Below are 12,218 nucleotides of genomic sequence, written 5' to 3'. Positions count from 1 at the left end.
TTAATTAAAATTAGCTTGTGTAAAAATAAGCGCAACAGCCTCTACAGCGATACCCTCTTTTCGACCGGTAAAGCCAAGCTTTTCCGTCGTCGTTGCTTTCACATTCACGACACTGATATCTACTGCCAAATCTTCGGCTATATTTGCACGCATAGCATCAATATAAGGACGCATTTTGGGTGCTTCAGCAATAATGGTGATATCAATATTACCCACATTAAAACCAAGGGCCTGTATTTCCTGATAAGCACGCTTTAATAAAATTCGACTATCTGCACCAGCAAAAGCAGCATCAGTATCAGGAAAATGCTTTCCTATATCGCCCAAAGCGGCGGCACCTAACAAGGCATCGGTCAAAGCGTGCAATGCGACATCACCATCAGAATGGGCAATCAAGCTCTGAGAGTAAGGGATAGAAACGCCACCAATAACAATATGATCGCCTTCACCAAATTTATGAACATCAAAACCATGGCCAATACGAAAAGGCATCATGATAGTTACTCCTGTGCTATGAATTGCACTTACTGTTTGAACCTAAAATATAAGAAAAAAGCGCCTCAGCAATCAGCAGGTCTTCGGGTAAGGTTATTTTAATATTGCTACTTTCCCCGATAACAAGATCTGGATGCCAACCTGAAAACTCCATCGCAGAGCATTCATCTGTCACCACAACACCATACGCTTGTGCTTGCTGCAATGCGTCTAATAACGCTTGGGCAGGAAATTTCTGTGGCGTCTGCGCCAACCAGATAGTACCTCTGTCAAGCGTAGCATCAACCAATGGCTGACCTAAAACTTGAAGCTTCACAGTATCTTTCGCTGGCATTGCCAACAACGCACCTTGATCAGAGGTATGGTGAATAATTCGATTCAGTGCAGCTTGGCTTAACAGAGGACGCGCGGCATCATGAACCAAAACATCTTGCTGCATTACATCTACTGTATCCAATAAATAACGCAGACCTTTCTGTACGGTATCACAGCGTTCTTTGCCACCAACAAACATATGAACTAAATCGTGTTGCTGCCATTTCGAGTCAGACCAATAGGCATCATTCTCCCCCACACCAACGAGCACACCAGCAATAAGCGGATGCGAAATGAAAATATCTATAGTGCGATCTAGAATGGTCTGTCCGGCAAGAGGTAAATATTGTTTTGGGCAATTCGCTTGCATACGCTGGCCAACACCTGCGGCAGGAATAATAACCCACAAAGGCTTTATCATTTTTTATTCACCATGCGATAAAACACTTCACCATCTTTTATATACTGAAGTTCGCTACGAACATGCTCCTCTACAGCCTCTTCTCCAAGGCGGAGATCATGCACTTGCGCTCTAAGGGCTTGATTACGGTGCTTCAGACGTAAGTTAATACGCTCTTGATAGGCGATCTGCTTTGCTAGTTCTTCTTGTCGCTTAACGCCCTGCTCACCAAAATACAAATGATAAGATTGATAGCCCACGGCACAGACAAAGAAGAAAATTAACAAACGTGCCATATAACACCCTCAACATCTAAAAAAACATATCCCTCATTATCAAAGGAATCGAAGCAAAAAAAAATAAAAAAAGGGAGAACCAAGTTCTCCCTTTATTAAATCAGGCGATATTAAGCCTGACCTTTGATCTCAGAACGACCTTTATAAGGTGCTTTGCCACCTAATTGCTCTTCAATACGTAGTAATTGGTTGTACTTAGCAACACGGTCAGAACGGCATAGAGAACCCGTTTTAATTTGACCAGCCGCTGTACCAACTGCAAGATCTGCAATAGTCGCGTCTTCTGTTTCACCAGAACGGTGAGAGATAACAACTGTAAAACCAGCGTCTTTTGCCATTTTAATAGCGGCCAACGTCTCAGTTAAAGAACCGATTTGGTTAAACTTGATTAATATTGAATTCGCAATACCGTTATCGATACCACGCTTCAAAATCTTGGTGTTAGTAACGAACAGATCATCACCCACTAATTGGATTTTATCACCCATTAGTTTAGTTTGGTGTGCGAAACCATCCCAGTCAGACTCGTCAAGACCATCTTCGATAGAAACAATTGGATATTGCTTAGTAAGGTCTTGTAAGAAGAAGTTGAACTCTTCTGAGGTGAATTTTTTACCTTCACCTTTAAGGTCATAGATATTTGCTTCTTTGTCGTAAAACTCAGAGGCAGCACAATCCATCGCCAAAGTGATGTCTTTACCTAGCTCGTACCCTGCTGCTGCAACCGCTTCTTTGATAACAGCCAATGCTTCAGCATTAGATGACAAATCAGGCGCAAAACCACCCTCATCACCAACCGCAGTGCTTAAGCCGCGATCGCTCAATACTTTTTTCAGTGCATGGAAGATTTCAGCACCGTAACGCAAAGCTTCACGGAAGTTTGGCGCACCAACTGGTTGAATCATGAACTCTTGAATATCAACGTTGTTATCTGCGTGCTCACCACCATTGATGATGTTCATCATAGGTACAGGCATTGAGTAAACACCTGGAGTACCATTGATGTCTGCAATGTGAGCATATAATGGTACTTTTTTAGAAATTGCCGCTGCTTTCGCCGCTGCCAAAGAAACCGACAAAATAGCGTTAGCACCAAAAGTAGATTTGTTTTCTGTGCCATCAAGATCAATCATAATGTGATCAAGTTCAGCTTGAGCAAGGGCATCTTTGCCGATTAAAGCGTCACGGATTGGACCGTTAACCGCTGCAACCGCTTTTAATACGCCTTTGCCTAGGTAACGACTTTTGTCGCCATCACGCAATTCTAAAGCTTCACGAGAACCGGTAGAGGCACCAGAAGGTGCGCACGCTGAACCTACGGAGCCGTCTGCCAAAAAAACATCAGCTTCAACGGTAGGATTACCACGAGAATCTAAAACTTCTCTGGCTTTAATATCAACGATTTGACTCATAACAAACCTCTTAAAATAAATGAAAAATCACAAACTGCCTGTTTGCACGACTGAGTCCTTTGCACGATGTTACGAGCGAAGCCAAGACGAGGCAAAAATAGACGAAAAAGCGGAGTTTATAAATTATAAATGAGCATTTTAGTCTATTTTTAACAAAGTATTGGCAAGCACAGTAGTCGTGCGAGGGGCTCTATTTATTTTTCTTTTCCTGCGTATTTTAGTGCCGCATGTACAAAGGCACTGAACAGGCCGTGTCCATATCTAGGTGTTGAAGTAAATTCTGGATGAAACTGACAAGCAACAAACCAAGGATGATCAGCAATTTCGATCATCTCTACTAAGGAATTGTCTTCTGAACGACCTGAAATCGTCAAACCTGCTGCTTCCAACGCATCAACATAAAAGTTGTTTACTTCATAACGATGGCGATGACGCTCTTTAATGACTGCTTTACCGTAAGCATCAAAGGCTTTTGTGCCTTCAGTAAGATTACAGTTCTGCGCGCCAAGACGCATAGTGCCACCTAGATCGGATTCCTCTGACCGGATTTCTTTGGAACCCTCTGCATTAGTCCATTCTGTAATCAGACCAACAACTGGGTTCTCTGCTTTTAAATTAAACTCGGTGCTGTGTGCACCGGCTAAATTTGCCACATTACGAGCAAATTCGATTACCGCTACTTGCATACCCAAACAAATACCTAAGTAAGGTACTTTATTTTCACGAGCATACTGAGCCGTCAATATCTTACCTTCAACACCGCGCTCACCGAAACCACCAGGAACGAGAATTGCGTCCATTCCTTTTAGTACTTCCGTACCTTTTTCTTCAATACTTTCAGAGTCGATGTAGTGCAATTTCACTTTTGTACGAGCATGAATACCAGCGTGATCCATTGCTTCAATCAACGATTTATACGCATCCAACAACTCCATGTATTTACCAACCATGGCGATATTGATTTGCTTCTCAGGGTTCAATTTAGCCTGAGTTACTTTGTTCCAGATATCTAGATTTGGCATATCGCAATCTAGATTGAAATATTCAACGATCAGGCTATCTAACCCTTGGTCATTCAACATTTGTGGAATGCGGTAAATAGTGTCGGCGTCAGGAAGAGAGATAACCGCACGTTCTTCAACGCTAGTAAACAAAGCAATTTTCTTACGCTCTGGCGCTTCAATAGACACTTCAGAACGACAGATAAGAATGTCAGGTTGAATACCGATAGAGCGAAGCTCTTTTACGGAATGCTGAGTAGGCTTGGTTTTGGTTTCGCCAGCAGTACGAATATAAGGAACCAAAGTCAAATGCATGAATAATGCGCGACGTGGGCCCAATTCTACTTTTAATTGGCGAATAGCTTCTAAGAAAGGTTGTGATTCAATATCACCAACTGTACCGCCGATTTCAACCAAAGCAACATCTGCGCCTTCAGCACCAGAGATCACGCGGCGTTTGATTTCATCTGTAATATGTGGAATTACTTGAACGGTTCCACCAAGGTATTCACCACGACGCTCTTTTTTAAGAACATGTTGATAAACACGACCACTGGTAAAGTTATTGCGTTTGCCCATTTTAGTGGAGATGAAACGCTCGTAGTGACCAAGATCTAGATCAGTTTCAGCGCCGTCTTCTGTGACATATACTTCGCCGTGCTGGAAAGGACTCATGGTGCCTGGATCCACGTTGATGTATGGATCTAGCTTTAGCATGGTGACTTTTAGACCACGAGATTCAAGGATTGCGGCCAAAGATGCTGCTGCCAAACCTTTACCAAGAGATGAAACTACACCACCTGTAACGAAAATATATCGTGTCGCCATGAGTGTTTAACCCGCCTTAAAATATAAAAAAATGAGATTTGAAAGCACATAACAATATACCTTCAGGACGGGGGAAAATAATAACATCGGAAGGCATTTCACTCAATGTAAAACACAGTTGTTTTACATTGAGTGAAAGATCTATACCAAGAGAGCTTTGAACAAAGCTAAGAAAGAAGAGGCCAGTTAAAGCAGAACTATAAGTCTAACTCTAAGACTGGGGTTTTAGAGCGAGAACAGCAAGGCATAATCAACTTGCCTTGAGCATGTTCTTTATCCGTTAAAAAGACATCTCTGTGATCAGGAACGCCATCTATAACACCTGTTTGACAGGTACCACATACGCCAGATTCGCAAGACACAGCAAGAAAAATACCGTTTTCATCTAAAGCCTCAAAAATACTTTGATCGACTCCAACATCAAAGACCTTGCCAGTACTGTGGATTTTGACTTTAAATGCGGTATTTTCACTTACATTTTCATCGAGTACCGGCGCTGCAAAGAACTCTCGGTGCAAACGGTCTTCAGGCCAACCTAACATTTTTGCTTGCAATAACACGTAATCAATAAAGCTTGCAGGGCCACAAATATACAATTCAGAATCGTTCGCGTGACGAGACAAAACACTCACCACGTCCATTTGACTAGATCCTGCCACTTCACTGTAGTGAAAGTGCATTTTATCAGCAAAAGAAGCATTTTCTAATGCCGATGCAAAAGCGGCTGTTTCTGGAGATCGGGCACAATAATGAAATTCAAAGGATAAACCTTTTTTTTGCAATTGCTGCGCCATTGGCAATATCGGCGTTACACCAATACCACCAGCAATCAAGACACTGTGACGCGCTACATCCATCAAAGGAAAGTGGTTTTTAGGGGCACTAATTGATAATTCGTCGCCTATCTGCAAGCGGTGCACTTCCTCTGAACCACCTCTTGATTGAGGGTCTTTTAACACTGCTATTTCATAATACTGCCCTTCAGATTGCATACGACACAAAGAATATTGTCGAACCAAACCACTAGGCAAATGAACATCAATATGAGCTCCGGGTTCAAAACTTGGCAAATCAGAACAATCCACGGAACCTAAAACCAATCGAACCACACCTAGCGCTTCAGTCACCACATTTCTTACTACTACCTGAATCATCAAGTACTCCTAATTTATTATTCTTATTTGACAAAAGAGCAACTAGAGCAACTCTCTTGTCAGCGCCTTTGTTAGAAAGAAGCGGTTTGAAGCGGCGCATTTGACGACGAGGACGCTTTAGGCTGCTGTTTAGCCGCCTGCTCTTTCGCAATAATTCGGTCAATCACTCGTCTTGACTGAACGCCACCAGCATCAATATCAAGCTTCAATAAATCATAGTCTGGAAAAGCCAATAAGTTTTGCTGTTGACGTTCAAGCACGTCCAAATCTTCAGCAAAAATTTTGCCCTGCCCTTCACGAATAGTATCGGTTAATGCCTGATCTTCTGGTTTGAAATTACGTGCCATACCCCAGAAATACCAAATAGAAGTTTCAGTTTCAGGTGTAATGAAATCCACTACAGTGCTGCTGGCTTTTTTATCCGCAGGCGCATCAAACCCACCATTTCCAGCATGAGCAACGCCAACATCAATCATCACATGAGAAGGCGGACTGAAACGACAAATCTGCCAACGATCCACTAAAACGTCGTCAGCCAAACCATTACCTCGTAGCGCCGATTGCCAAAATGGTGGCGCCATAATGTTTTCCATAAAACGGCTGGTAATGACCTTATCGCCATCCACCGTAGTAGAGACAGGAGACTCATCGATTTCTTTCTGACCAATACTGCCAGCATGCACATAAGTCTCATGGGTCAGATCCATCAGGTTATCGACCATCAAACGGTAATCACAGTTGATATGATACAAGCCACCACCATAAGCCCATTCTGGGTTTACAGCCCATTCTAAATGAGGAATCAAGGCTTTATCGGCTTGAGATTGATCGCCCGGCCACACCCAAATAAAACCATAGCGCTCTTCAACCGCATAGGACTTCATGCAAGGAAAGCCTTTTACACGCTGCAATGGCATTTCTTTAGTTTTGCCATCAGCACCCATTTTTAAACCATGGTAACCACAAACCAAAAGACCTTCTTCGACATAGCCTAAAGACAAAGCGGCTCCGCGGTGTGGACAAAAATCCAATACCGCAGCAATTTCGTTATCGTGGGAACGGTAAAAAGCGATGCTTTCACCGCAAATTTTACGACCAAGAGGTTTGCTGCCCGCAACCTCTTCAGACATAGCCGCGACATACCACGTATTTTTAGGGAAAGTTTGCTGACTCATGAAATTCTCCTGCTTTTATTTTTATTTATTGGATCCAATATAGACAAAATAAATCAAAAAACAATATATTTATGCATTAATTGGATCCATTTAATACATAATGAATAATAGTCTCCACCCTAAGCAATTGATAAATAAAAGCTTCCCCATTGGATCCAATTATTCCTTTTTCCCCCATATTTACGTTATGATTATTTTTTACGAAAAACGCTGAGGCAAGAGCAATGAGTACTTTCCAATGAGTAAACCTGGACAACAAGTAATCAGTCGATTGCGACAAATGATTTTGTCTGGCGAACTAGAGTCAGGACAACGCCTTGCTGAAATTCCAACCGCAGAACAACTTAGCGTGTCACGCACGCCAGTGCGTATTGCCTTTCGAACCCTAGAACAAGAAGGCTTACTGACCAAATTATCAGGACGTGGCTACATTGTTCGCCAAGTGACGCAAGCAGAGATTAGCGGTTCTATTGAGGTACGAGGCGTGTTGGAGGGTTTGGCGGCAAGACAAGCGGCTGAAAATGCACTATCAAAAGCGCAGAGCAATGAATTGTTACAACTATTAAAACAAGGCGATGAATTGTTTGCTAAAGGTTGCATCAACGAACAAGACCTCGCCATATACCACGACATGAACCAGCGTTTTCATCAAATCATTATAGAAGCCAGTTTAAACCCAGCCATAGCTGAAGCCTTAAGTCGTAACGAGCATCTGCCTTTTGCATCTGTTAGTGCTCTGGCATTTGATCGTAATAATCTAGCCCAAGAATATCGGCGTTTTAACTTTGCTCACATGCAACACCATGCGGTATTTGATGCTATCAGCCACGGACAAGGAAGCCGCGCTGAAGCAATCATGCGTGAGCACGCTAATGCCACACACAGCTATGCGAAAATATTTTCCCAAATGGAAGAAAACGGAGAGAAAATGCACGTTCTGAATAATATAGGCTCGCTAGACTAAGACAAATCAGTATTACCAAGCGGCACTTCTAAGGCGTTACTAATACCAATAGGTTGCCCAACCATTTCGTCATAAGCACTTTGATGACAAAGCACCATAGCGCCAACATTCTTGCCTTTGAACAAAGCTTGCAGATCTAGCTTATTATGACTAGTAAGAAAACGCCCTTGTTCCGTTTGTATATATTCTTCTTTGTCTCCGATCACCACCGACAGCTGATACAAGTTTGACTCCAAAGAATGAAGCTTTACCTTATCGACATGAGAAATCTTTTTAAGCTCTTTTAATAGCATGACAATGCACCTTTGCTGTTTTTATTTAGATACGCATTTAGCCATTACTCAGTTCACATAAAATTGCGAATCGCCGTGATAAGTTCATGCTAAAGTACTGCGATGAATAATAAGAACAGGAAAAACCATGACACTCCTTGATATTAACAGCAGCTATAAAAATTCAGCAGATGTGCAAACTGCATTTGATAAAATCCAAGCTTATATGGACAAGCCAGGTCGCACTTTAATCGGTTTAACCGGTGGACCAGGTTCGGGTAAAAGCACCCTAGCTGACTATTTGCTCGATCATTTTACAAAGCAACAAAACTCGCAAGTTGTTTGCCTTTCAATGGATGGTTTTCACCTGTATAAAGCCCAACTCCAAGCTCTACCTAACTCGGAAGAAGCCTTCGCTAGACGAGGTGCACCTTGGACATTTGATAGCACGGCCTTTGTAGAGCAAGTTAAGAAGATTCAACAAGGTTACCAACAAGACGATATTTTATGGCCAAGCTTTGACCACGCTTTGGGTGACCCTATTGAAGATGATTTATCGATAAAAAAAGAAACAAGGGTCATACTCGTCGAAGGATTATATTTGCTACATCAGCAAGATGGTTGGCAAGAATCTAAAGACTTGTTCGATGAGCATTGGTTTTTAGACATTCCTGTCGAAATCGCAATAGAACGACTAGCAAAGCGACACATGAAAGCTTGGGGCTTCAGTCACGAACAAGCTATGGATAGAATCAATCAGAGTGACGGTTTGAACGCAGAATTAGTTGCAACATACAAAAATCAGGCCGATTGGTTATTAAGAGTCTAAAGCTTATCTAGACTCTTAATTTTTATATTTTTTTGAGACTTCATGTCGCTACGCTCTTTGGGCTGCAATAGCTTCAGCGCTTCTTTCAAATGTCAGGTTGATCCGTAAGAACATACCTTGAATGGCTTCAACCTGATTAGAATCCCCTACAAGACTAATCAACTCATCATATAAAGACTTACAGGCTTTTTCAAAGCCATCATCACACCGACCTTTACTTGCCAATAAAAAAGCATTTGCTAAGGCGGTCTGCCAATTTTCCAATGAGTACAACGGCTGTTTTCCAGCCAAGCTTTCACAGATCGAGCGCAATCGAATAGAAACATGCCCAAGATTTAAAGCGGTCAATGCTAAATCAGTAATTGCACGCGATTTAGAGCCTTGATCATAGTTTGTTAAACGTAACAACCGATCCGCCATACGGCGGTTATACCAAGCAGCTGGGCTGGTATGTTGATCAATTTCCAATAAATCTTGGTAAGTTGTTTTAAAGATACGATGAACTAATAACTGAACACTTGGCCCAGTAATCAGATGAAACACCCAAAATAAAATGCACACGCCTGCAAAAATTGCCATGGCAGAGCTTATTGTGTAATCGATAGAAAAAGCCCGACTCATGTCCCTACTTGGACTAACTAGAATGGAAAAAGGAATACAGAAGCCCAAGCCATAAGGCAGAGTTTGCCGATCCGCAAGAAGCAATAAACCGATAAAATATGGAGCAGCTAGTACAAGCAATAAAATCTCTAATTGCCCGGAACTTTGTGACAATAAATTAAGCGCGAAAAAAACCGCCACAACTACCGCAGCGACAACACCAATCAATAACCTTTTTAGAACAACTTTTAGAACCATCAAAGGCAATCGGGCCAGCATGATTGAAAAAATCACCGGCAAAATCATGATCATTAATGCTGCTGTAGAACCAGTACTTACCCAGATACAAGCACCAATCAAGAACACTACAGTGGTTCGTACCCCAATAATCAATCCAGCTAATGGATCTCGATAACTCAACATACTGGGTGCATTCAACAAGGTGCTATCACGCTCCTCTAATGCTCGATAAGCTCGTAGTAAGACAGTCAACTCTGACGTGATTTCCGCACCAACATTTAGCATGTGAGATTCAAAAGGTGAATCTGAGTTATTTTTAGCGCGATAATCAGCAAGATCACGACGTAATGTTTTAACCTGATCCAAGCAATAGTCAAAATCACTAGACTCAGCAATACGATCAAATGCCTCACGTAATTGATCAAGCAACTGATTTAAGGTAGGCGTTATTAATTCCGCATGACGGCGCTGCAAACGACCAAAAATCTGCACCAAAGCCAATAGAGACAGTACTTTCTGGGCCAATTGATTGGCTGCTCTTGTTCGCCCTGGCCCCTTTGGCCCTTCATAACTGGCGGCACTAGAATCTTCGCTCACCATACCTAGTGTCGCCATAATTCCATCTATTTGCTTATGACGAGTTTCATGGCTACCTGACCTGTCCAGCTCTGTGACTAGATACTGTAGCGTTTGATTAATGACAGATCTTGCCTGCATTTGCAGACTATCTTTCACTTTGACTGGCCAGAACATATGACTGACAACACCCGCACAAATGGACCCGATAACAATTTCGCTTACACGAGCTTGAGCAATATTAAACACTGCCTGACTGTCTGCAGTTGACGGGCTCACCATCACCATCAAAACAATGATTTCTGACGTTACCGCAGCCATGGCAAATGCATAAACGAAATTAGCTTGTCGCACCAGAGCGGATAAGGCGGAATTCAAACCCAGCCATAACGCCAAGACACCCAAAGCCAAATAGGGGTATGGCATAAATTGAGTTAATAATAAAATGCCAAATAAGCCACCTATAATAGTGCCGACAATTTGGCAAATGGCTTTCTCAACGACTAAGCCACTTTCAGGACGCATTTGCAAAAAGACAGCGGAAACTAACGCCCAATAAGGCCGATCGAGATTCAAAGAGAGAGCAATCGTTAACGCCATCGCCATTGCAATAACGCCTTTGAGCGCAAAAATAACCGCCTGCTTTTCAGGTAAAAACAGATTACGAAGCACGATTCCCAAGGCTATCTCCTTACTGCTTAGTAAGATGAATAGTGGCCGTCATACCAGCGCTCAATTGTGTTTCTTCTGCTAACGGATCTAACTTGATATCTACCGGAATGCGTTGCGATAAGCGCACCCAGTTAAAGGTTTGCTGAACCTGCGGCAAAAGCTGACCATTACTCTGAGTATTGGTATTCGCTATGGCTTTACCAATACTCACAACATGACCCGTTAATGGCTTACCACCGCTCAATAAGGTTATTTTTGCTTGTTGATTCAAATGAACCAAGGGTATTTTGGTTTCCTCAAAATAGCCAGTTACATAAAAGGAATCTGACTGAACAATGGCAAAAACCGAGGCTCCTTGGCCGACATAATTTCCCTGACGTAAATTCAAGTTAATAATATGACCTGACACAGGTGCACGCACTTGAGTTCGGTCTAAATTAAGCTGAGCTGTCGCTTGCTGGGCTACAGCCAAATCATAATTTGCTTTGGCGATTTCAGTACTGATACGAGAAGACTCTAAATCTTCAGCGCTAATGGCTTTTTGACTAAGCAATGCAGTACGTCGTTCGTACTTATGTTTTGCCAACTGCCAAGAATACAAAGCATTTTCTGTGTTGGCTTTACTTTGATTAAATGCCGCTTGATAACGCTTTTGATCAACACTGAACAGTAAATCACCTTCTTTAACGGCCTGATCATTGGTGATATTCAGATTCGTTACCCAACCAGACACATCAGGAGCAACCGTCACTATGTCTGCACGAATACGGCCATCACGAGTCCAAGGGGAATGCATATAATCATTCCACACCCAGCGTCCAGCAAAAATAGCAGCCACAACAACCAACACAGTCAAAAGAATACGTAGATATTTCGCCATTGATTTATCTTCCACCTAATAAATAAACAGTTAGTGCCAAGTAACAAACAAATAATGACACTTCAAACCAAGCCACTCGCCAAATACGATCGTGCCAGTCCAAGCGATG

The 12,218-nt window shown here is 42.3% G+C and carries 12 protein-coding genes; 2 read left to right on the top strand and 10 right to left on the bottom strand.

Annotation, left to right across the window (positions count from 1 at the left end):
* The 7 genes from ispF to CCS02_RS21065 form a co-directional block, all read right to left on the bottom strand.
* The gene (ispF, locus tag CCS02_RS21095) at positions 1–495 is read right to left on the bottom strand and encodes a 2-C-methyl-D-erythritol 2,4-cyclodiphosphate synthase (RefSeq protein WP_100637629.1); all 495 of its coding nucleotides are present in this window, start codon (positions 493–495) and stop codon (positions 1–3) included.
* 16 nt (positions 496–511) lie between these two features.
* Complete coding sequence (gene ispD / locus CCS02_RS21090; RefSeq protein WP_100637628.1) at positions 512–1,231, bottom strand: 2-C-methyl-D-erythritol 4-phosphate cytidylyltransferase; 720 nt, start codon at positions 1,229–1,231, stop codon at positions 512–514.
* Positions 1,228–1,506: a septum formation initiator family protein gene (locus CCS02_RS21085; RefSeq protein ID WP_012069014.1), complete on the bottom strand. Its 279-nt coding sequence runs from the start codon at positions 1,504–1,506 to the stop codon at positions 1,228–1,230. The genes ispD and CCS02_RS21085 overlap by 4 nt, the downstream gene beginning before the upstream one ends.
* 110 nt (positions 1,507–1,616) lie before the next feature.
* Positions 1,617–2,918, bottom strand: a complete 1,302-nt coding sequence (eno, locus tag CCS02_RS21080; RefSeq protein WP_100637627.1) for a phosphopyruvate hydratase — start codon at positions 2,916–2,918, stop codon at positions 1,617–1,619.
* Between the two features lie 194 nt (positions 2,919–3,112).
* A complete protein-coding gene (locus CCS02_RS21075; protein WP_072839658.1) occupies positions 3,113–4,747 on the bottom strand; it encodes a CTP synthase in 1,635 nt (544 codons plus the stop codon).
* 197 nt (positions 4,748–4,944) lie between these two features.
* Positions 4,945–5,901 (bottom strand): PDR/VanB family oxidoreductase, encoded by a 957-nt coding sequence (locus CCS02_RS21070; protein WP_100637626.1) that lies wholly within the window; start codon positions 5,899–5,901, stop codon positions 4,945–4,947.
* A 71-nt stretch (positions 5,902–5,972) separates the two neighbouring features.
* On the bottom strand, positions 5,973–7,076 hold the full coding sequence (locus CCS02_RS21065) for an aromatic ring-hydroxylating dioxygenase subunit alpha (RefSeq protein ID WP_100186018.1): 1,104 nt from the start codon (positions 7,074–7,076) through the stop codon (positions 5,973–5,975).
* A gap of 238 nt (positions 7,077–7,314) precedes the next feature.
* Between CCS02_RS21065 and CCS02_RS21060 the strand changes: the two genes are divergently transcribed.
* Entirely contained in the window at positions 7,315–8,040 is a 726-nt protein-coding gene (locus CCS02_RS21060; protein WP_100186017.1) for a GntR family transcriptional regulator, read from the top strand.
* Here the strand turns inward: CCS02_RS21060 and CCS02_RS21055 are convergent.
* The gene (locus tag CCS02_RS21055; protein ID WP_072839654.1) at positions 8,037–8,333 is read right to left on the bottom strand and encodes a DUF6482 family protein; all 297 of its coding nucleotides are present in this window, start codon (positions 8,331–8,333) and stop codon (positions 8,037–8,039) included. The two genes, CCS02_RS21060 and CCS02_RS21055, sit on opposite strands and share 4 nt — an antisense overlap.
* Before the next feature lie 127 nt (positions 8,334–8,460).
* On the opposite strand from CCS02_RS21055, the gene CCS02_RS21050 reads away from it, so the two are divergent.
* Positions 8,461–9,141, top strand: a complete 681-nt coding sequence (locus CCS02_RS21050) for an AAA family ATPase (protein ID WP_100186016.1) — start codon at positions 8,461–8,463, stop codon at positions 9,139–9,141.
* Positions 9,142–9,189: 48 nt separating this feature from the next.
* Here the strand turns inward: CCS02_RS21050 and CCS02_RS21045 are convergent, their stop codons facing one another.
* Both CCS02_RS21045 and CCS02_RS21040 read right to left on the bottom strand, forming a co-directional pair.
* Entirely contained in the window at positions 9,190–11,229 is a 2,040-nt protein-coding gene (locus tag CCS02_RS21045) for an FUSC family protein (RefSeq protein WP_232728942.1), read from the bottom strand.
* A 19-nt stretch (positions 11,230–11,248) separates the two neighbouring features.
* The gene (locus CCS02_RS21040) at positions 11,249–12,109 is read right to left on the bottom strand and encodes an efflux RND transporter periplasmic adaptor subunit (RefSeq protein WP_100186014.1); all 861 of its coding nucleotides are present in this window, start codon (positions 12,107–12,109) and stop codon (positions 11,249–11,251) included.
* Positions 12,110–12,218 lie beyond the last annotated feature (109 nt).

This window comes from Marinomonas sp. ef1 (assembly GCF_002806845.1).
Taxonomy (GTDB): Bacteria; Pseudomonadota; Gammaproteobacteria; order Pseudomonadales; family Marinomonadaceae; genus Marinomonas; species Marinomonas polaris.
This window is presented reverse-complemented; position numbering and strand designations above follow the sequence as displayed.

Excerpts from the sequence above, each read along its gene's own strand:
- ispF (WP_100637629.1), bottom strand. The coding sequence starts at position 495 with ATGATGCCTTTTCGTATTGGCCATGGTTTTGATGTTCATAAATTTGGT.
- ispD (WP_100637628.1), bottom strand. The coding sequence starts at position 1,231 with ATGATAAAGCCTTTGTGGGTTATTATTCCTGCCGCAGGTGTTGGCCAG.
- CCS02_RS21085 (WP_012069014.1), bottom strand. The coding sequence starts at position 1,506 with ATGGCACGTTTGTTAATTTTCTTCTTTGTCTGTGCCGTGGGCTATCAA.
- eno (WP_100637627.1), bottom strand. The coding sequence starts at position 2,918 with ATGAGTCAAATCGTTGATATTAAAGCCAGAGAAGTTTTAGATTCTCGT.
- CCS02_RS21075 (WP_072839658.1), bottom strand. The coding sequence starts at position 4,747 with ATGGCGACACGATATATTTTCGTTACAGGTGGTGTAGTTTCATCTCTT.
- CCS02_RS21070 (WP_100637626.1), bottom strand. The coding sequence starts at position 5,901 with ATGATTCAGGTAGTAGTAAGAAATGTGGTGACTGAAGCGCTAGGTGTG.
- CCS02_RS21065 (WP_100186018.1), bottom strand. The coding sequence starts at position 7,076 with ATGAGTCAGCAAACTTTCCCTAAAAATACGTGGTATGTCGCGGCTATG.
- CCS02_RS21060 (WP_100186017.1), top strand. The coding sequence starts at position 7,315 with ATGAGTAAACCTGGACAACAAGTAATCAGTCGATTGCGACAAATGATT.
- CCS02_RS21055 (WP_072839654.1), bottom strand. The coding sequence starts at position 8,333 with ATGCTATTAAAAGAGCTTAAAAAGATTTCTCATGTCGATAAGGTAAAG.
- CCS02_RS21050 (WP_100186016.1), top strand. The coding sequence starts at position 8,461 with ATGACACTCCTTGATATTAACAGCAGCTATAAAAATTCAGCAGATGTG.
- CCS02_RS21040 (WP_100186014.1), bottom strand. The coding sequence starts at position 12,109 with ATGGCGAAATATCTACGTATTCTTTTGACTGTGTTGGTTGTTGTGGCT.